At 35.3% G+C, this 20,173-nt stretch carries 25 protein-coding genes and 1 pseudogene; 7 read left to right on the forward strand and 19 right to left on the reverse strand.

Annotated elements, in window-relative coordinates; all coding sequences use genetic code 11:
- Positions 1-6: 6 nt before the first annotated feature.
- Positions 7-564 carry a ComE operon protein 2 gene (locus tag MHH59_RS21670; protein WP_002088698.1) on the reverse strand — a complete coding sequence of 186 codons (558 nt, stop codon included), beginning with the start codon at positions 562-564 and terminating at the stop codon, positions 7-9.
- 63 nt (positions 565-627) lie between these two features.
- Complete coding sequence (locus tag MHH59_RS21675; protein ID WP_002015211.1) at positions 628-1,227, reverse strand: helix-hairpin-helix domain-containing protein; 600 nt, start codon at positions 1,225-1,227, stop codon at positions 628-630.
- A gap of 77 nt (positions 1,228-1,304) precedes the next feature.
- Between MHH59_RS21675 and comER the strand changes: the two genes are divergently transcribed.
- Positions 1,305-2,132 (forward strand): late competence protein ComER, encoded by an 828-nt coding sequence (comER, locus tag MHH59_RS21680; protein ID WP_033731293.1) that lies wholly within the window; start codon positions 1,305-1,307, stop codon positions 2,130-2,132.
- 172 nt (positions 2,133-2,304) lie between these two features.
- Here the strand turns inward: comER and MHH59_RS21685 are convergent, their stop codons facing one another.
- From MHH59_RS21685 to MHH59_RS21720, 8 genes are all read right to left on the reverse strand, one after another.
- Positions 2,305-3,054: a class I SAM-dependent DNA methyltransferase gene (locus tag MHH59_RS21685; RefSeq protein ID WP_002088700.1), complete on the reverse strand. Its 750-nt coding sequence runs from the start codon at positions 3,052-3,054 to the stop codon at positions 2,305-2,307.
- On the reverse strand, positions 3,051-3,407 hold the full coding sequence (gene rsfS / locus MHH59_RS21690; protein WP_000653209.1) for a ribosome silencing factor: 357 nt from the start codon (positions 3,405-3,407) through the stop codon (positions 3,051-3,053). Before rsfS ends, MHH59_RS21685 begins: the two co-directional genes overlap by 4 nt.
- Positions 3,404-3,973 (reverse strand): bis(5'-nucleosyl)-tetraphosphatase (symmetrical) YqeK, encoded by a 570-nt coding sequence (gene yqeK, locus MHH59_RS21695; protein WP_002129163.1) that lies wholly within the window; start codon positions 3,971-3,973, stop codon positions 3,404-3,406. Before yqeK ends, rsfS begins: the two co-directional genes overlap by 4 nt.
- A complete protein-coding gene (locus MHH59_RS21700) occupies positions 3,963-4,532 on the reverse strand; it encodes a nicotinate-nucleotide adenylyltransferase (protein WP_002015218.1) in 570 nt (189 codons plus the stop codon). The genes yqeK and MHH59_RS21700 overlap by 11 nt, the downstream gene beginning before the upstream one ends.
- Before the next feature lie 135 nt (positions 4,533-4,667).
- Positions 4,668-4,961, reverse strand: coding sequence for a ribosome assembly RNA-binding protein YhbY (gene yhbY / locus MHH59_RS21705; protein WP_002015220.1), 294 nt, complete (start codon positions 4,959-4,961; stop codon positions 4,668-4,670).
- A 4-nt stretch (positions 4,962-4,965) separates the two neighbouring features.
- Positions 4,966-5,799, reverse strand: a complete 834-nt coding sequence (gene aroE / locus MHH59_RS21710) for a shikimate dehydrogenase (RefSeq protein ID WP_002015222.1) — start codon at positions 5,797-5,799, stop codon at positions 4,966-4,968.
- A 15-nt stretch (positions 5,800-5,814) separates the two neighbouring features.
- Complete coding sequence (gene yqeH / locus MHH59_RS21715; protein WP_002015224.1) at positions 5,815-6,921, reverse strand: ribosome biogenesis GTPase YqeH; 1,107 nt, start codon at positions 6,919-6,921, stop codon at positions 5,815-5,817.
- Between the two features lie 3 nt (positions 6,922-6,924).
- On the reverse strand, positions 6,925-7,437 hold the full coding sequence (locus MHH59_RS21720; protein WP_002015225.1) for a YqeG family HAD IIIA-type phosphatase: 513 nt from the start codon (positions 7,435-7,437) through the stop codon (positions 6,925-6,927).
- A gap of 246 nt (positions 7,438-7,683) precedes the next feature.
- Here MHH59_RS21720 and MHH59_RS21725 point away from each other — a divergent pair, with 246 nt between their 5' ends.
- Positions 7,684-7,839, forward strand: a complete 156-nt coding sequence (locus tag MHH59_RS21725; RefSeq protein WP_002015226.1) for a sporulation histidine kinase inhibitor Sda — start codon at positions 7,684-7,686, stop codon at positions 7,837-7,839.
- A 152-nt stretch (positions 7,840-7,991) separates the two neighbouring features.
- Here MHH59_RS21725 and MHH59_RS21730 read toward each other — a convergent pair whose 3' ends face one another.
- The 3 genes from MHH59_RS21730 to MHH59_RS21740 all read right to left on the reverse strand — a co-directional run bounded on the left by MHH59_RS21730 (position 7,992) and on the right by MHH59_RS21740 (position 11,465).
- Positions 7,992-8,780 carry a phosphatidylserine decarboxylase gene (locus MHH59_RS21730; protein ID WP_002129166.1) on the reverse strand — a complete coding sequence of 263 codons (789 nt, stop codon included), beginning with the start codon at positions 8,778-8,780 and terminating at the stop codon, positions 7,992-7,994.
- 291 nt (positions 8,781-9,071) lie between these two features.
- The gene (gene sigK, locus MHH59_RS21735) at positions 9,072-9,785 is read right to left on the reverse strand and encodes an RNA polymerase sporulation sigma factor SigK (RefSeq protein ID WP_000051382.1); all 714 of its coding nucleotides are present in this window, start codon (positions 9,783-9,785) and stop codon (positions 9,072-9,074) included.
- A 183-nt stretch (positions 9,786-9,968) separates the two neighbouring features.
- Positions 9,969-11,465, reverse strand: a complete 1,497-nt coding sequence (locus MHH59_RS21740) for a YcdB/YcdC domain-containing protein (protein WP_340852311.1) — start codon at positions 11,463-11,465, stop codon at positions 9,969-9,971.
- Positions 11,466-11,769: 304 nt separating this feature from the next.
- On the opposite strand from MHH59_RS21740, the gene MHH59_RS21745 reads away from it, so the two are divergent.
- Entirely contained in the window at positions 11,770-12,420 is a 651-nt protein-coding gene (locus MHH59_RS21745) for a GTP pyrophosphokinase (protein ID WP_002015229.1), read from the forward strand.
- A 75-nt stretch (positions 12,421-12,495) separates the two neighbouring features.
- Here MHH59_RS21745 and MHH59_RS21750 read toward each other — a convergent pair whose 3' ends face one another.
- A complete protein-coding gene (locus tag MHH59_RS21750; protein ID WP_002129170.1) occupies positions 12,496-12,960 on the reverse strand; it encodes a hypothetical protein in 465 nt (154 codons plus the stop codon).
- A 54-nt stretch (positions 12,961-13,014) separates the two neighbouring features.
- Positions 13,015-14,400: an alkaline phosphatase gene (locus MHH59_RS21755; protein ID WP_340852314.1), complete on the reverse strand. Its 1,386-nt coding sequence runs from the start codon at positions 14,398-14,400 to the stop codon at positions 13,015-13,017.
- Positions 14,401-14,669: 269 nt separating this feature from the next.
- Here MHH59_RS21755 and MHH59_RS21760 point away from each other — a divergent pair, with 269 nt between their 5' ends.
- Both MHH59_RS21760 and MHH59_RS21765 read left to right on the forward strand, forming a co-directional pair.
- Positions 14,670-15,509 (forward strand): GNAT family N-acetyltransferase, encoded by an 840-nt coding sequence (locus MHH59_RS21760; protein WP_002129172.1) that lies wholly within the window; start codon positions 14,670-14,672, stop codon positions 15,507-15,509.
- 15 nt (positions 15,510-15,524) lie between these two features.
- The gene (locus MHH59_RS21765; RefSeq protein ID WP_050000297.1) at positions 15,525-16,409 is read left to right on the forward strand and encodes an alpha/beta fold hydrolase; all 885 of its coding nucleotides are present in this window, start codon (positions 15,525-15,527) and stop codon (positions 16,407-16,409) included.
- 36 nt (positions 16,410-16,445) lie between these two features.
- Here the strand turns inward: MHH59_RS21765 and MHH59_RS21770 are convergent, their stop codons facing one another.
- The 3 genes and pseudogenes from MHH59_RS21770 to MHH59_RS21780 form a co-directional block, all read right to left on the reverse strand.
- Entirely contained in the window at positions 16,446-16,946 is a 501-nt protein-coding gene (locus MHH59_RS21770; RefSeq protein WP_002015237.1) for a DoxX family protein, read from the reverse strand.
- Positions 16,947-17,270: 324 nt separating this feature from the next.
- Positions 17,271-17,555: pseudogene (locus MHH59_RS21775) on the reverse strand (delta-aminolevulinic acid dehydratase); the annotation flags it as partial.
- Positions 17,556-18,131, reverse strand: coding sequence for a histidine phosphatase family protein (locus MHH59_RS21780; RefSeq protein ID WP_002129176.1), 576 nt, complete (start codon positions 18,129-18,131; stop codon positions 17,556-17,558). It lies immediately after the preceding pseudogene.
- Between the two features lie 169 nt (positions 18,132-18,300).
- Here MHH59_RS21780 and MHH59_RS21785 point away from each other — a divergent pair, with 169 nt between their 5' ends.
- Positions 18,301-18,639, forward strand: coding sequence for a hypothetical protein (locus MHH59_RS21785; protein ID WP_002167648.1), 339 nt, complete (start codon positions 18,301-18,303; stop codon positions 18,637-18,639).
- Positions 18,640-18,711: 72 nt separating this feature from the next.
- Positions 18,712-18,834 carry a DUF4023 domain-containing protein gene (locus tag MHH59_RS21790; RefSeq protein ID WP_000071861.1) on the forward strand — a complete coding sequence of 41 codons (123 nt, stop codon included), beginning with the start codon at positions 18,712-18,714 and terminating at the stop codon, positions 18,832-18,834.
- A 43-nt stretch (positions 18,835-18,877) separates the two neighbouring features.
- Here MHH59_RS21790 and MHH59_RS21795 read toward each other — a convergent pair whose 3' ends face one another.
- A complete protein-coding gene (locus MHH59_RS21795; RefSeq protein ID WP_340852317.1) occupies positions 18,878-20,116 on the reverse strand; it encodes a TolB family protein in 1,239 nt (412 codons plus the stop codon).
- Positions 20,117-20,173 lie beyond the last annotated feature (57 nt).

The raw sequence follows: 20,173 nt of genomic DNA on the forward strand, positions 1-20,173 counted from the left end.
CACTCCTTATAGCATCATTTTCGCTTTAGTGAATACACGCTGTAATTCTTCCATTGATAAATTATCTTTTTCTAAAGCTGCGAATAATTCCTTTAGCTGTAAATGACGCTCTTGTTCCTCTAGCGATGTAATATCGTATTCTAGCGGAACGTGCTTTACTGTTACACTCGCTTGTTCAAATAACTCTACGGCATACGGATGATTTTTATAGTCCTGTGCATAATAAACCGCTGTAACACCACTTTGAATAATCGCCTTACAGCACTGCAAACAAGGAAAATGTGTGACATAAATTTCCGCTTCCTCTGTTTTTGCACCAAATTTCGCACATTGCAATAAAGCATTCATTTCAGCATGAATTGTACGAACGCAATGATTATCAATGACATAGCAACCATCGTCTATACAATGCACACCACCTTTAATTGAACCGTTATATCCACCAGCAATAATTCGTTTATCACGAACGATTGTCGCTCCTACCGCAAGCCTTGTACATGTACTACGTAAAGATAGTAGATGGCTTTGCGTCATAAAATATTGATCCCATGAAATTCGTTCCATATTTTTCACCTTCTTTTTTGTCTACTTGTAGTGTAGCGAAAAAAGAAAAACTTCGTCAATCTTTTATGGAATAATAATTTGATCTTTTATTTTCTCTAAAGACTTCGCACCAATCCCATCAATTTCTAATAAATCTTCTATTTTCTGAAACAGACCATGTTCTTCTCGATATTTCAAAATACTTTCCGCTTTCCGAGAACCAATGCCTGTTATTTTTTCAAGTTGCTCTTTAGAAGCTGTATTTATTTGCACTTTACCCTCGCTTTTTGAAAAAGTAGCCCCTTCTTGCACTGGCTCATTCTTGTTAGGAACATAAAGAAGCATTTGGTCTTGGACCATTTGCGCCAAATTCACTTTTTTCACATCTGCATCCGGCAACAAACCACCAGCTTTTTCAACCGCCTCCTTCACCCGGTCCCCTTCCTTCATTTCATACACACCCTCTTTAAAAACCGCCCCTTTCACATCAATTATAATTATTTTTTTCTGCTCCTTTGCATCCAATACTTTCGGTTTACTTTTTTTCTCCACATCTTTCACTTGAACTTCCGTTGTAACGAGCGATCGCTCTGTTTGCTGATTCGTTTTCCAGAAAAAAAGAAAAATCAAAGTGCCAATAATAACCACTAATCCCAACCATTTTTTCGGAAAATCCCACATCATTTTACACCTCTAATCATAAATTTATAACATCATTCATATTGTTTAGGAGAAAGCTGTTACGAAGGAGGGATGAAACATTGAACATAGGAATTATAGGGACAGGGAACATGGGGAGTATACTAATCGATGCATTTTTAGAAACCCGTGCTGTCAAACCTTCGTGCCTTACTATTATTAATCGGACGCCTGCCAAAGCATATCATATAAAAGAAAAATACCCTTCTGTTCATATAGCCAAAACAATCCAAGAGGTAATCGAACAATCCCAGCTTATTTTCATTTGCGTAAAACCGATAGATATATACCCTATTCTACAAAAATACGCTGACCATTTTTCAGACGAAGATTGCTTAGTTTCTATCACAAGCCCCATATCTCCATCACAATTAGAAACACTTATACCTTGCCACGTCGCTCGTATCATTCCAAGCATCACAAACCGCGCCTTATCCGGCGCATCACTATTTACATTTGGAAATAGCTGCTCTCTAGAATGGCAACAAAAACTACTTCGTCTATTCAAAAACATTTCTACTCCCCTTGTTATAGAAGAAGATATAACGCGCGTTTCATCTGATATAGCAAGCTGCGGCCCTGCTTTTTTTAGTTATTTATTACAATGCTTCATTAACGCTGCTGTAGATAAAACAAATATTACACATGAAGAAGCCACTACTTTAGTAAGTGAAATGGTCATTGGAATGGGGAAATTACTTGAAAAAGAAATTTTCACATTACCTACTTTACAAGAAAAGGTATGCGTTAAAGGCGGTGTTACAGGAGAAGGTATTCGTATTTTAGAAGAGCACGTTGGGGATATGTTTCATAAATTAATCGAACGGACACATGAGAAATTTGATGAAGATTTAAAATGCGTTGAGCAGCAATTCAATAAACACACATAATAAATACGCCATCGTAATCCCAAACCCTTTTTATTAATACTTATCTTTTTCATACTACATTTTCACTAAAACTAGCATTTTTACACTTTACACATATCATCTTTTTATTTTTCTAGAACTAAAACTACATCTTTTCTATAAAACAAAAGCAACCTTATCGGTTGCTTTTCTTTTATCCATTCTTCTTCGCCATAAAAAAGATGCGCTCTGTTTGTTCTGTCACTTCAATTCGTTCAAAGTCACCTGTGACGCGAAGCACTGTAAACCCAGCTTCTTCAAGCCATTTTGTTAACACTTCAACTGAATACGCACGTTGCACGTGACATTCGTCAAAACGATGATACACATCTTCTTCTGAATCTTGTACAAAGAATGTCAAATCATGTTCCACACTATCTGATTCTTCTCCAGGGAAGCAGTTCCAAATAAGTGATATTTCTTCGCCGTTCACTGTATATGTTTCATTTTGAAATACGTGATGTATTTTATATAAAGAGTGTACATCGAATAAAAACAAGCCATCCTGACGTAAATGGTGGAAAACTCTTCTAAATGTTTCTTGCACTCCATCTTCTTGCAATACATAATTTAATGAGTCACAAAAGATTGTCACACAATCAAATTCACCAGGAACATCGAGTTCTCTCATGTCTTGTTGGTAAAAAGGAATAAAATAGCCTTCTCCCCCCAATTTTTGCTGCGCGACAGTTAACATTTCTTCCGAAAGATCTACACCAATTAAGTCATAACCTTTTCGCACAAGCGGAAGTGTTACGTTACCAGTTCCACATGCTACGTCAAGGATTCTTGCCTCTTTCATAGATGCCTGTTGTAAACTTTCCTCTGTGAATTCCACCCATTTATCATAAGGGACATCATTCATCAGTTCGTCATACAGCAAAGCAAATTGTTCGTATTTCATTGATCTAGCTCATCTGCAATATCTTCACGCGGCACATCGCCCCATAGACGCTCTAAATTATAGTGATTACGCTCATCTTTATGGAATACATGAGCAACCACATCACCAAGGTCTACTAAAACCCAACGCGCTTCATCAAAGCCTTCCATACGTTGTACGTTAATTTCGAACTCATGTGCCTTCGCTTTAATTTCACGTGCAATTGCTTGTACTTGCTTGTCTGAATTTCCGTGACAAATAATAAAATAGTCTGCAATCGGTGAAATACCTTGCATATTTAGTACAACCATATCTTCTGCTCTTTTATCATCAGCTGCTTTTGCCGCTAATACTAATAACTCTTTATCTTTCATTTATTAATTTCCTCCTTGATAACTTCATTGTATGTTTGGAATGTTAATGGATAAATCGTTTGATCTTTTTCCATTAAAAATTGAATTGTTCGCTTTAAAGCAAACAGTAAAGCTTGATTTATATCTTTATATGCGAGTTTCCTCGCTTCTTCCACACCAGGAAACTTACGTCCTGGTTCAATGTAATCTGCTACATAAATAACTTTATCTAACATTGTCATTTTTTCATGACCACTTGTATGATATGTAATAGCTTGTAGAATTTCAGGATCAGTAATGCCTACTTCTTTTTCTACTAAGTATGCCCCAACAGGTGCATGCCATAACTCTTTGTTATAGTGCAGTAGATCCTTTGGCAAAGCTTCTCCCTTAATAATCTCTTCCATTTCTGGAATCGCTCTACATTTTGCATAATCGTGAAATATAGCAGCCGTCTCTGCCTTTTTCTCATCTACACCATATAATCGGGCAAGTTCAATCGCTGTTTCCATTACACCAACCGTGTGTATATAACGTTTTTCATGCATTTGTTGTTTGACAATACTAAGTGCTTCCTCACGATTCATACAACCCATTCCTCTCGATATATACCTGTACTTTTTCGGGGAGTAAATATTTGCACGTTTTCTTCGTCATATATCTCTCACGTAACAGAGAAGAAGAAACTGCAAACTCCGGAATTTCCACTTTTACGATATCATAAGGCGTATGTAATGTATAACCTGGTCTTGCAACTCCAACGAAAGTCACAAGCTTAAGTAACTTTTCAATGTTATACCACTTCGGCAAATACTCAACCATGTCTCCGCCAATAATAAAGTGAAACTGCACATCCGGATACTTCTCCGTTAATTGTACCATAGTATCGTACGTATAAGATGGGCCTTCTCTGTCTAGCTCTTCTAAACAAATTGAAAAGTATGCTTCTTCCTCAATCGCTATTTGCAGCATATTTAATCGACTTTTCACACTCGTAATGTTACGTCCTTGCTTGTGCGGTGGAACTTGATTCGGCAAAAACCATACCTCTTCCAACCCTAAAGCATGATACACTTCATTTGCAATTAACAAATGCCCATTATGAGGTGGATCAAACGTGCCACCAATAATGCCAATTTTTCTCAAAAGAAACGCTCCTTCCTTTTACATACAGCAACTCTCCCCATACAAATTCGAAGAGAGCCCACTGTTAATAAAAGTTCAATTGGTTTCGCTTTCTACATATCAAGCGTCCATTACGAAATAACTCACGTATATCTTTTATCGAGGAAGCTTAATCTGCTTATTTTCTCTTGATTCTTTGTATAAAACAATTGTGCTTCCGATTACTTGAACGATTTCAGCTCGTGCACCTTGTGCAAGCTCTTCTGCAACTTCACTACGATCAAATTCACAGTTTTGTAATACGCTCACTTTAAATAGTTCACGAACTTCTAATGCTTCTCCAATTTGTTTCACCATATTTTCATTCACGCCACCTTTTCCAACTTGAAAAATCGGTGTTAAATGATGTGCCTTTGCACGTAAAAATCTTTTTTGTTTTCCTGTTAACATATAATTAGCCTCCAAGCTCTCTCATTACTAATTGTTTCATTCTATCAATATTCGGCACACACCCTGTCCACATTTCAAACGCAAGCGCACCTTGATAAACGAACATATCGATTCCATTTTGAATTATTGCACCTTGTTCTTTCGCATCGCCTAAAATTTTCGTCTCAAATGGATTATAAATAATATCAGAAACAATCGTTCCTTGTTTCAATGAACGAATTTCCAGCGGCGTATACTCAACATGTGGATGCATACCTATCGTTGTTGTTTGGATGATAATATCATATTCCCCTTGATTTTCTGCTGCACATTCTAACGATAGAGCATGCGAATTAACATTTGCCATGCACCCAGAGATAAGGTTTTTCGCCTTATCTCTCGTACGATTAGCAATATCAATTTCTTTCACACCTACATCGGCAAGCGAGAAGTAAATAGCTCGGCTAGCACCACCTGCACCGATTAATAAAATACGTTTCTCTTGAAGTGGATCTTCACTAATTGACTGCAGGGCACGAACAAAACCAATTCCATCTGTATTATACCCAATCAATTTTCCATCTCGATGAACTACTGTATTTACCGCACCGATTTGCCTTGCTAACGGGGCAATCTCATCCAAGTACTCCATAATTGCAACTTTGTGCGGAGTCGTTACATTAAATCCTGAAATACCTAATGCTTTCAAACCTTTTACTGCTTCCCCTAGCGCTTCTTCTTCTACAAGAAACGCATGGTAATGGGCATCCATATTCAAGTGTTCAAATGCATCGTTATGCATAACGGGTGATAATGAATGTCCAATTGGATTTCCGATTACACCATATAATTGTTTCATAAATCCCTCTCCATATTAAATTAAAGATTTACGTAATGAAACACTTACTCCTTTTGGTACATGAGCAACAATTTTCGCTCCTGATTCATTTACAGTAACCCAGCCCAATCCAGAGAATACAACATCCGTTTTCGGCTCACGAATATTAAATTCATATTTCACAAACTTAGGCATATTTTCTAATTCTTCTGGTGTCGGTGGATTCAATAATTCTCCAGCGTGTTTTTCGTACAATTCATCAGCCTTTTCAAGCTTTGTACGATGGATTGTTAAACGGTTTGAGAAATGACAAGTGAATGCACGACGGCCCCCACTTACATAATCAAATCGTGCTAATCCACCAAAGAATAATGTTTGTTCTTCATTTAATTGGAATACCATTGGCTTAACTTCTGTAGTCGGTGTAATAAGCTTTAAGCTTTGTTTCCCAACATAATGCGCCATTTGATGATGATTAATAATACCTGGTGTATCGTATAAAGATGACGTTTCGTCTAATGGGATATCAATTAAATCAAGCGTTGTTCCTGGGAAATGTGATGTTGTAATTACATTCTCAGTCTCATCACTAAACTCTTTAATCATACGATTAATAAATGTTGATTTACCAACATTCGTACATCCAACAACATAAACATCTTTACCCTCGCGGTAATGCTCAATTGCATCAGCAAGTTCAGCGATTCCTTGTCCTTTAGCTGCACTAATTAAAAAGACATCTTCTGGTTTTAAACCAAGTTGCTTTGCACTATAGCGCATCCAATGTTTTACTTTATCATGCTTAACTGACTTTGGAATTAAGTCAGCCTTATTCCCTACAAGTAATACTTTATTGTTCCCTACAAAACGATGTAAGCCCGGTAACCAGCTACCATTGAAATCGAAAATATCTACGATTTTAACCACTAGTGCGTCTGATTGTCCAATTCCGTTCAAAATACGAAGGAAATCATCATCTGTTAAAGATACATCTTGAATTTCGTTATAATGTTTCAAACGAAAACAACGTTGGCAAATTACTTGTTCTTTTTCTAAAGATGATACAGGAGCGTATCCTACTTCATTTTTATTTTCTGTTTGAATTTCTACACCGCAACCAATACATTTAATTGTTTCAGTCAAACTTTATTCCTCCCAGTTAATTAAGCCTTTTTTCTTCATGTTTCTCATAATTCTTCGTTCAATTTTCCGATTAAATCGTGTCACCAATCCGTCCGTTTGCGCTACCGGTACAACTAAAATTGTATGAAGTCCCACACGATTTCCGCCGAGCACATCCGTTAGTAACTGATCTCCAATTACTACAACTTCATCTGGCTGCAGGTGCATCTCATGTATCGCACGCTTAAATGCGCGAACAAACGGTTTGCGCGCACTATGAATAAACGGAATACCTAATGGGTCAGCGAAGTCTTTAACGCGTTGCTCGTTGTTATTTGAAACGACCGTTACTTGAATATCATTTTCTTTCATTTTCAAAAACCACTCTTCAAGCTGTGGCGTTGCGTTTGGACGATCCCATTCAATTAAAGTGTTATCTAAATCCGTAATAACTCCTTTAATTCCACGTTTTTTCAAATCTTCTGGTTGAATATGATATATATTTTTCACATATTCATTTGGTAAAAATAACTTCAATTTCTTTCACCTCTTTGAGGATTTTTCATAAAATTTTTCGACAACATTTTTCGATAGATAACCTGTGGATAAACTTGTACACACTTTCCACGTTAATTTTTCAGTCAATTTGGAATTTACTAACAATCTATCCACATTTTATCCACTGAGTTATGTGGATAACCTCTTGTTTGTGACTGTCATATTTTTTTGGTACATTAAATGCAACAACGAATCAATCCTTATATTATTAGGAGGTGACTCACCTTGAAAACAAAACATATGGAACAGTTATCTACTGATTTACTCACTGAGTCTTATTATAAAGCAAAAGAACTAAAATTAAATCCCGACTTCATTTTACTTATAAAACAAGAAATTATTAGACGCTCGTTAGAGGACAAGCTCGTCAAATCTTCTTGAGTACATATAGATTGCTGATTGACCTGTAAAAAGAGCCATCCTGCGATGGCTCTCGAATAAACAAGTACTCCCATCTAGGGGATTTCTTCATTAAGCATCTTTGTCCACATTTCTTAATTAGAGCTTCATAAGTATATTATAAAACCTTTTCTTTACTTATGAGATACTCGGGTTGCAATTTTTTCACCAAGACGCAGCTCTTGCCCACTTGTCAATTCCTGCACTGCTTTAATCATATCTTTTTCAAATAATAAAACAACTGTTGAGCCAAATGTAAAGTATGCCATCTCTTCACCTTTTTGAACAGTACTTCTTTCATGAAGGAGCTCGATACTATTAACAAACATAGCACCTACTTTTACAAGTGCCATATGTTCGCCGTCACTATTTACTTCTGTAACAGAGCGATAATTTTTTGACAATGGTTCTTTCCCATACTCCATACCCGCTGCATTTACCGGATATGATTTTCTACCGAGTACAAATCTTTCAGTCACAGAGCCAGAAAGCGGGCTATGAATGCGATGATAATGACTTGGACTCAAATAAATCACCATATATGTACCGCCTGCATATCGCTTTGCACGCTCTTCATTACCTAGCATATCCACAATTGAATAACGCTTTCCTTTTATATCGAATGTTTTTGTATCCTCAATAGGACCTTGATCAGCAAAAACACCATCAACAGGACTAACGATACTCGATGCATCAGTATCAATACTACGCTTTCCTTCTTTTAGCCTACGTGTAAATAAATCATGCAATGTTCCATATTCCTTCAAACCCTTTTCCATCTCATCTTGATTAATTTGAAAAACTTTCACATACGATGGAATAATGATAGAGCTCAAACGAGATTGTGCAAATTTACGTAATATATAAGAAGTAAAACGACCATTTGTAAGTTCGATCATAAGTCGATATAATGTCCGTCGCAAATTACGAAACCTCCTAATCAGCCTATAACTTTAGTTTCCCCTTCTTTTCTCTCTATATCATATGTAAAATTGGTTCTTATTCCCACATATAGAATGGAGCCGTCTCGTTATACACGAAGAAAAACTAAGTATAATTTTTATTCTTAAATTGTTTAGCACCTTCTAATATTACAGATAGAACCCGCCATTTTCAACAGTGAACATGTATTTCTTCTTAGAACAGCTCGTTTTCTTTCCGTTTTCCCGAAAGAAAAGCAGCCACTTTTAAAGTGTAGCTGCTTACAATACACATTATTCTTTTGCTTTTTTCTCTTTCTCAGCCCGCACAAATTCATGGAACATTTTCATTAAAGCACGCTTTTCAATTCGCGATACGTAGCTTCTTGAAATACCGAGTGCCTTCGCAATCTCCCTCTGTGTTTTCTCTTTATCAAGCCCAAGTCCAAAACGCTTCACAATTACTTCTTTCTCTCGTTCGTCCAAAATATCGATATACTCTTTAATTTTTTCTAACTCCATACTAAGCTGAATCATATCAATTACATCTTCAGATTCTGATTTTAATATATCAATAAGTGATATTTCATTACCCTCTTTATCTTGCCCAATCGGATCATGAAGTGAAACGTCTTTTTTCGTTTTCTTTAGCACACGTAAATGCATCAAAATTTCATTTTCGATACAGCGTGCTGCATATGTTGCAAGCTTAGTTCCTTTCCCTGCTGAATAGCTTTCAATCGCTTTAATAAGCCCAATGGTACCAATTGAAATTAAATCTTCTGCATCTTCACCAGTGTTTTCGAATTTCTTAACAATATGAGCTACAAGCCGTAAATTATGTTCAATTAAAAGATTTCTCGCTTGAGCATCACCTTGCTCCATTAACTCTAAGTACTTTCTCTCATCATCTGATGATAACGGCTGCGGGAACGCATTGTTCTTCACATAAGAAACAAATACAAACACTTCTCGAACCATATATCCAATTGCGGCGAATAGACTCAAACCTTTCACCTCCGCCAAAATAGTGGTCTTTACTATGTGTATGTGGGCATGAGGTTGTTTGTGTCTGTACGATGTAAATATGGAACTCTTAACTTAATGGCATTCTTAAATCACTCAACGCTAATCATTAAATTTTTCTATAAACATAGTAAAAGCCAATCGAAATGTATCGATTGGCTTTTACTAATATTCACTCCAAATTTTCTCTCCAGTCTGCGCATCTATGTAACGAATTTTCCGACTACAATCGACGGATTCTTTATGATTTTCACTCCTCGTTTGTTTATACAGCAGTTTATATTTCATTTCCTCTGCATCATGATCTATACACCATTCTAATTTTACTCGAATGACCTCTTTATATATTTCTAACGCTTTTTCTTTTGTTACTTTTGGTGCTGTTTCATGTGCAAGTAACTCTTCTATTATATTGCTAGGTTTTCCCGAGTAGTGCATCACAGCACCATTTTCTGTATTAATGTTGACCATGAATTCCCTATACTCTACCGGAATTTCATTCACATATACTGAAAAGACAAATCTTTCAATCCCTTCATCTTCGTCACGTTCATCCCAAAGGCGAAGATATTGTGTAACATCTGGAATAACATGTTCTAAAAATTGAAGTGCTTTTTGTAAACATTCCTCTCTAGACAGTATTTGTTTTACTTCTTTATCGTCTGCCAGTTTTATAAAACCAATTAATTCATTGGTTGATTTATCAATCGTAATGCCAACTAAATTATTATATTTTAACATCGGTAAATGCTTTTTAAAGAATTCATTCATTAAATATGGATTCTTTTCTTCTTTCTGTTTTTGTAATTCCTCTTTCGAAACAAATTTCATCCTTATTCCATCTTCATTTTCTGTCTCAGCCACTTTTGTAAAACTTTCTTTATCCCAGTCAAATAAATCGAATATATCATCTTGTTGACTACCTTTTTTCGGTTTTTCAACAGCTACAGTTGGAGGCAATTTATAATGATCTGGGTCAAACAAATCTTTACCTGTACTTGCATCAATAAACGCATGACTAGGTTCTGGTTCATATACAAGATGATAGCCTTTTACTTCCTCACCATTTTCATATTTACATGAAGAATGTGTTAAATCCACAAATACAAGTCTCATATCTTGTCTAGCTCTCAAAGTTTCTAAAACGACGTTCTCCTCAACAATTTCAATTGGCCATAACGGTTTTTTCTCTATAGCTTTTTGTCCATTGTAATGAAAATGCACAACATTACCTGAAGGATGGATTCGCACAACACATCCTGTATTCGGCAATGGATATCCATTCACTTCCTGCATATAATTTATTTCTTTCCAACCACGCCAGTCATCCTTAACTGACACATATGTATAAAATTCTAATCCTTCTTCCACATGTTTTTTTATAAATACATTTGCAATCTCTCTTGCCTTATTCTCCTCTATCGCTTCTTTATCACTCGAAAAATAATTTTCATCATCTATCCTGAATTCAAATAAATTACCAGTATACCTATTTAATGAAATTTGTATCTGTTTCTCCTCATCCTCTTTATGCCCCCACCATAATAAATGATGAGGATCATCCACTCCTTCTTGATCATCTACAACAAGCCTATATTCATCTGGAATTTCAATAATATGAGCCACTTTCTCTTTTCTTGCTTTATCTTTTGGATTCATCATACCCTCTCCTTTATTACAATTTAAGGTAATTATAACAAACAAAACCAAAAACCATTAGCAAAAAGACAAAAAGCTGAAACAATTAGTTCATACGAATTTCACATGAATCTATTACTATAGGAATTGTACATAGTGAAATTACTAACAATGACGTTTATTCATATATAATTTCATTTGAAAGGGGTTGAAAAGATGAAAACTAAATATCGCTTTATGATCTCATCATTTGCTGCTTGCGCCTACATGATTTGGTGTTTAGTATAATAACAACTTCACTTGTAAATAAGAAAAGGTGTGTATATAAATGGAATATAACCAATCAACAGTTAACTACTGGAAAGCTTTTGTATTACCTTATACATTCGCTTTAGAAGAGTTAAAAACTAAATTTGAAATTATGAACCGGGAAGCTCAATTTTTAGAAGACTACAACCCGTTTGAACATATAAAAACAAGACTTAAACAACCCGAAAGTATCATTAGGAAGCTTGAGCGTAAAAACTTATCACCAACAGTTGAAAATGCTCAAACACAATTACAAGATATTATTGGCATCCGTATTACATGTTGCTTTGTAGAAGATATTTATCATTTAAAAGAAGTTATTGAAAATCGTGGAGATATGGAAATTGTAGAAGTAAAAGATTATATTGCTAATCCAAAAGGAAATGGCTATAAAAGTTTGCATATGATTATTAAATATCCATTGTCCCTAAATTCTGGTACGAAAGATGTCTTTGCAGAAATTCAATTACGTACACTTGCCATGGACTTTTGGGCAAGTTTAGAACATAAGCTTTACTACAAATATGAAGGAAATATACCTGACTATTTGAAAGATGAACTACATGACGCTGCTATGAAAGCTGAAGACCTCGATAATAAGATGGCAACAATCCGTCAAGATATTGATGACATTGAAGCATGTTCAAATCAAATTTTATTACCACTTTAAAAGGTTCTCTCCTATGAGAACCTTTTTATCCCGCTATTTGCGGGCAGTAAGACTCCCACTGATTAAAGTTTCACTTTATTTCTTCTCTATCGTACGAACCTCTTCAATCTTCCACCCTTCTTCTTCTTTTCCAAGTGCGTACTGCATTTTCTTCTGAAGAGTAACCCCTCCATCTACTTCTTTTTCCTCCGTTTCAACAATAACAAGCCCACCTTTAAGAGCTTTCATATTCATATGTTCTAACTCTATTTTCTTATTTCCCTTTTGAAATGCCGCTTCCTTTTGTGTTTTTAAGTCTTCAGCACTAGGCATCTTCTTTGAAAATAACTCCATATGTTCAGCAAGATTTTTTTCATTCGTTGTCCGTACAAATGCCTCAATAACATCTTGAATGGATTTCTCTTCTTCTTTCGTTATATGTACCTTTTCCTCAGTTTTCCCAGCAGATTTTTGTTCTATATTATTCTCTTGAGATTGACATCCAACTAGCAATAATACGAATACTAGAAGGAATCTTAATTTCCCTAAAAAAACGCTCATCTTTCCATCTCCTAAAAAGAAAAGTGAGGCATTTCGCCTCACTTTCATTTATAATTAGCGTCTTCCTTTATTCGGATCGCCACCGCCAACGATGTCAAAGACACGTTTAGCTATATTTGTATTCTCTTGAACGCCAGAGAATAAGTATTTACCTGGTCCGAATGCATATACGTTCACATCTTCACCTGTATGTCCACCCGTTGTCCAACCTGTAACCGAACGCTTATTGAAGATATCTTCAATTGCATTATCAATCTTTGTTACATCTTTTGATGGAGCTATATCATTTACAGCTTTAATTTCTTCTGGTGTTAATTGTAGATCAATATACTTTTTCAATGTTTCTTCTACATTTGCACCTTTTACAATCTCATTTGCCATAAAGTCTGGCGTACGTTTCGCAGCTTTAATCGGATCTACTTTAAAGTTATACTCACCATTCGCACCTAAAGATAATCCGCCAGTAGCATGGTCTGCAGTTGCAACAACTAATGTGTTCTTATCTTTTTTCGCAAACTCAATTGCTGCTTTAAACGCTTTTTCGAAGTCTTCCATTTCACTCATTGCACCGACAATATCATTATCATGTCCAGCCCAATCAATTTGACTACCTTCGACCATTAAGAAGAAACCGTCTTTATTTTTGTTCAAGCGCTCAATCGCTGCATTTGTCATATCTTCTAATGAAGGTGTTTTGTCAGTACGGTCAATCATTTTGTCTAAACCACCTGGTGCAAATAAGCCAAGAACTTGATCGCTTTTATCATTTAATAATTGATTACGATCTGTTACATAACTATAACCAGACTTCTTAAATTCTTCTGTAAGATTGCGGTCTTTTCTAACAAAGTTCTTTACGCCCCCGCCAAGCATAACATCTATTTTATGCTTACCTTTAATTTTTTCATCAAAGTAATCATTTGCAATTGCGTCCATATTTTTACGACTAATATCATGTGCACCGAATGCAGCTGGTGTTGCATGCGTAATTTCAGAAGTTGCAACGAGTCCCGTTGACTTCCCTTTTTCTTTCGCTTGCTCCAATACTGTTTTCACTTCAGCTTTATCATTATCTACTGCAATAGCTGCGTTATATGTTTTTATACCTGCTGACATCGCAGTAGCTGCCGATGCAGAGTCTGTAATATTTTCATGTTCATCTTCTGGATATGTTTTTTGTGTTCCTACAAGATGCTTATCAAATTCTGTAGATTCCATCTCAAATGTTTTTGGATTATCTTTCATATAACGATGAGCTGTCATATATGAAGGCCCCATACCGTCCCCAATTAATACAATGACATTTTTAATTTTTGCATTGTTTCCGTTCTCATCTGCATTAACCTCACTAGAACGCGTAAAATTCCATGTTGCTACCGAAGTAACTGCTAACGACGCCACAACTGCAAATGGCCATGCTTTTTTTACAAACTTTTTCACTGTCTTGTCCCCCTAATTAGGTTATTCATTTCCCACTATCAAATTTAATAGAAGACTGTTAAGAGAAAATGAGTTATATGTAAATTTTTTGTTAACTTATGTAAATTTAAGTTATAATTTGTATAAGTTTGTCTTTTCATATCAAGCATACTCCCCTTTACAAAGATAAATATAAACATGTTGGATTTCTTTTAATACGAACCTATTATTTTACATTTCTTAATATTATTCTTATTTTTTCTAATTTAAATAGAAATATGGTGAACTTTATGAAAACAGTAAAACTAGACGAATCTTCCATTCCAGCCTTACTCTCTCTTTGCGAATCAGTTGGGTGGTTACAGCATGCGAGTTTTATGAAAGAGCAATTCCATATGTACCTTTCCATTGGCACAATTTTTGGCTATGTACATGAGAATAAACTTATTGCAGCGGGCGGGGTCTTTTCGTTTGCCCCTGGATTTTCTTCTATCGGTATGTTAATCGTGCATCCTGATTTTCAAAGAAAAGGAATTGGCCGTATTTTGTTAAACAATAGCTTAAAAGTAACTTATCCATCGCTCCCTATTACACTCATTGCAACAAAAGCTGGTGAATCCTTATATGTATCTTATGGATTTCAATCAATAACAACAATTCATCGTTTCGAAAAACAAGCGGCTCATATAAGTACAAATTCTTTTCCCATAAAACAAATTCAGCAAGCCGATCTTCAATCTCTCATTTTTCTTGATCAAACTGCGACTGGTGCAGATCGTTCTAAGCTTTATTTATCACTACTATCGAGAGCAACTTACTCCTTTAAAATAGAGCGGGATAATCAAATAGATGCTTTTGCTTTATGCATACAAAAAGGAGATGTACTATGTATCACTCCACTTATTTCAAAAAAAGAAAAAGACGCTATTCAGTTATTAGAAATAATTTGCAACTCGTGGAATGGGACAATACGCATTGATGTTCCGCACTCACAATTCATTTTCCGTCAATTTCTTCAAACAGAAAATTTCCAGGAAACGCTCCTTTCACCTCTTATGATAAAGAATGGTAATCAACTTCCTGGAAATCGTAATATACTATTTGCTATGATAGATGCAGCGTTATGTTAGAAAGGGGACACCTAATTGAAGCGATTTAGCTATTTTATGGTAGGTTGTCTTACTCTTACACTATTAGTAGGATGTAGTGCAGCAGAAAAGCCAGTAGAACAAGTAAAACAAGTTAAAAATACAATTACAGCGAAACTAGCTACCGAGGAAAAAATGGTAGAGATAGATGGTCAAACGATTTACTTTAAAAAGATTGGTGATGAAAAACCACCTTTACTTATGATCCATGGATTTGGAGGATCATCCAATGGTTTTCAAAAGGTTTACTCAGATTTAGCAAAAGATCATACGATTATTTCTGTTGATGCTTTAGGATTCGGACGTTCCTCTAAACCGATGGATTTTTATTATTCTTTCCCAACTCATGCAAATTTGTATTATAAGTTAATGAAAAAATTAGGGTATAACTCATTCGCAATACTGGGACATTCTATGGGCGGAGAAATTTCTCTTAATTTAACATATTTATACCCCGAAGCGGTTACCCACCTTATTTTAACTGATGCTACAGGCGGCCCTCATACGTTCGTTAATAAACAAGGTTCACCAAAACCAAAGTTATCGACTGATTTAAGTGCCGTTTCTTCTATTGCAGATTATGATGAGAGCAAAGTTAAATTCAAGCGTAATGATGAAGAGCATTATAATAAAATGAAATTATGGCCTAGGCGTCTTCAAATCAATGCAACTGAAATCAAGCAACCAACTTTAATTATATGGGGAAGAAATGATAGTAGCGTTTCTTGGAAAGAAGGAGAAACTTATCATCAATTCTTAAAAAATAGCACTTTCCATATTATTGAAAAAGGTTATCATGCTCCATTTCGTCAAGAGCCACAAGAGTTTGTAGGGTATGTAAAAGATTTCTTCGAGAAAAATCCTATAAGTGCTGAAAAATAAACGGGTATCTCCTTTTGAGATACCCGTTTTCATATATTAAGCAGCTTGCTTTTGGCGTTTTTGAATTTTTGATCCTAGTACTTTTGGAATAACTAAGCCATCAATTCCAAGTTTTCCAGCATTCATACCAGAAACAAGAACGAACATGGATAAAATAACCATTTCAGGGTTCACACCAATTGACCCACTAAACATATAGGAAAAGTTCATTACAAGACCGAAAAAGACCGCTGTTTTTGTTAAACAGCCTACAATTAAACCAATTCCGACTAAAATTTCTCCCCACGTCACAAGTGTATTAAATAAATCAACGTTTGGAATTGCAAAATCTTGTAAAAATGATGCCCACCAAGATTGAACAGCTGGTTGTGCTCCTTTAGATTTTTCAATTGCACCTTGTAAATAACCAGTTGCATCGAAGCCTTTCCCTTGTAGTTTACCGATTCCAGCCATTACCCATGTGTAACCAAGATACACTCGAATTATCGCTAATACAAAAGAAACTGCTTTGTTTTCTCTTAAAAATTGAATAATCATATCTTCCTCCTAAAGTTGTAATTAATTCAGTTACAGATAATATAATAACATTAGTTACTTACTTTTAAAACGTTAATCGTGAATAATTTGTGACATACATAAAAAACATTACATACTAACGTTTATATAGTAACTTTTATTACCTGTAAAAACTTGAACATATCATACCACATGTGATAATCATTTTCATTGAAGAAAATGTAAAAAAACTGTGAGTTAAATGTGAAACGCATTCATTCGAATATAGAATAAATCCGTTTCATATTGTTTATATACTCCAAATGTACATGTCTCCTCATCGGTTAATCTCGCTTCTCGAACAACTTATTCTAACGTTTTGTCATGGTTAATAAACCCGTAAAATAGGCGTATTGTAAACATAAGTGCTACATTTCCATCTACATAATCTATCAATCCAACATATGATTTTACACCACTATATAAAAAGGATTCTACTAGTTTCACCCCCAAAAACTTATACCAATCATTTACAATATGTGTAATATGCAATTTTGCATATCACTTAATTTCCGCTACGCTAAAGTATACTCTCGGCTCATTTAAGTCGTACACATCTTCTCCTAACTCTTCCATTACAAATTTCCTCTCCTATAAGTCCATTTCATATATACCCGTTTCTTTCAAAAAATCAGCTCTAGTTAAAGCGACTTTCTGTAAATATTGCCTATACGCTGTAATTGTTCCATCGTGTGCAACGATACAAATTTTTTCTGCTTTTAACTGATAGCACCAGTGCAGAAATTCATCTACTATTTGCTGAAATTCCATCTCCAAGATGATATTGACTCCCTCATTCCATAACAATTCATTTCTACTTTCTTCTAATGAAAAATGTGGAAATAAGTTTTGTATTATCTTTCGATCTAACAATTGATCGCACGGTAATGTTTTGGCGGATTCCCGATAAGGAAAAATTCGCGGGGATATATATGGGTGAACAATTTTTTGACAAGCAACTTCCGCACTCCATATTGTCGCAGTTTGTAAAGTTCGAAGTGTAGGACTAGCGATTAATATATCCTTTTCTTGTAATGGTACATCGCACTGAAGCAATTCAGCCTGCTTCTTTCCCACGCCCGTCAATGGCGGATTCACTGCTTGTAAACTTAATGGTAAATCTTTCGTATGTTCACCTTCACCATGCCGAACAAAAATAAGTTTCATTCTCCTCTTCCTCTCACTAGAAAATGTTCTCACATATTTCTTCCCTATTTTTTTCTTTACTCCTGCTATTTTAAAAAGTAGAATGTAAAAAGTGTTTGACATCAACATTTGGAAAATATTACAATTATATATGTAAAATATTTTTTACAAGAAGAGGAGGATTACAAATATGAAATGGATTATCGTCTTTATGGGAATGATCATATGGGGATACATAAATGGCTTTTTTAATAGTGATAAAACTGCTAATCCTTGGATTACAGATGATGAGCGTGAAACAAAAATTAAACAAAAAGCAATTATCGCAAGCTGGTCCGGTGTTTTCATATTTTGTATCATTAACCTCTTAAACAAATGGTTAGGTTTAGGAACGAGCGATACATCACCTTACTTACCATCTTCTGTCGCAACTATTTTAAAAGAAAATGTAGAGTTACAAGTTTTACTTATGTTATTCATTACGTATGGACTATTTTACTTATACTACCGAAGAAAACTAAGCGCTTAACTTTTATCTCATGATTATCCTCCTAAATGGTTATAGTAACTAGGACGCAATGAAAAAAGGAGAGATATAAAAATGAGTAACTCAAATGACTTTTTAGATACATTACATGAAAAACAAGCAAAAGATGAACAAAATAGAAAGCGCCAAGGGAACGGAAACCCTGCGAAAAAAAAGCCAAATAAAACACATAAATAACATTGAAAAACCTACCTGGAAATTATATTTCAGGCAGGTTTTTTTACTCGTCTTTAACCGAAACGACATCTTCCCAATTCCATTTCTCATAATACCACTCTGGTACATCTATATTTTCAATCCATTTCTTTTCATGTTTTCCATCGTTATGAGCAAGCCATACATCAGCTTTCTTACGATTTGAACGGAGCCACATTAATTGGTTGCTTTTCTTACTAAAAATAGGGTTATAATCGCCTTGGCTATTGGATGGCTTTGTAATTTGATGTTGTTCATCTGTTGTACTATTTATTTCATATAAAGATGGTAGTGGCCTTTTTTCTAGAGGGACCGATAGCTCTGCTTCCTTTGCCCTTGAAACGATAATTACATTCTCGTTCTTCCATGTGAAATCCCAATCAACATAGCCTTTTGGAGTAAATGTATTTTGCTGGAGAGCCGGCAATTCTTTTATTTTTAAATGCTTATTCTCTAAAGCAACTCTCCCGCTTCCTTCAATATAGGCTAATATATTTTTTGATGGCGCCCATTTGAACCATTGTGTGTTTAATAACATTTGATCTACTGTTTCAAAACGACTGCCGTCTGATCGAATTAAGCAAAGGGTATTACTATCAGCTGACAAAGAAGCTGTTGGTACTGCCAAAAACGAAATCCATTTTTGATCTGACGACCAATTAAATCCACTTCCAACTAATGCCAAAAAGTCATCATGCTCATTCGGTAGTGCATATAAATGCTTCATCTTATGAGGATTCATATTTGCATCCTTTTGTATTTCATATAACTGAGCACCTGTCCATCCTGTTGGAAGCAAGTACGCTTCTGATGATACAAGAAACTTCTTACCATCAGGATACCATGCATAGTCACCTACACCATTAGCTACGTTTTCAAAATCTGCTTTCTTTTTTTCAACATCAAATGTATTTAATGTGCGTGCAAATACAAATGCAATTATATTCTCTGTTGGTGACCATTGATAATTCGATGCTTCTGATTGAGATGGTCTAACTTTCTTTCCATCTTTTAGCCGATACAGTTCAAAGTGGTTTCGCTTCTTTCCTTTTGCATATGCAAGCCATTCTCCATTATGTGACCATTTCGGCCCTGTTATGTACTCTCCTTTTGTAATTTGTTTTTCTTTTTCACCGACTTTAATCCATAGATTATGATTACGAATAAAGGCAACTTTCACTCCATTGTTTTCTGCGCTAGTAATAGAACTTGAACAGAAAAAAAGGAACAAAATCACGATTCCACTTACTATAAACCTTTTCATGTAGCACCCCCATTTTCCCCTTTAGCATTCCTCATATTCCGCTTACTATATGCAAAT

This window comes from Bacillus sp. FSL E2-0195, from assembly GCF_038003645.1.
Classification (GTDB): domain Bacteria; phylum Bacillota; class Bacilli; order Bacillales; family Bacillaceae_G; genus Bacillus_A; species Bacillus_A mycoides.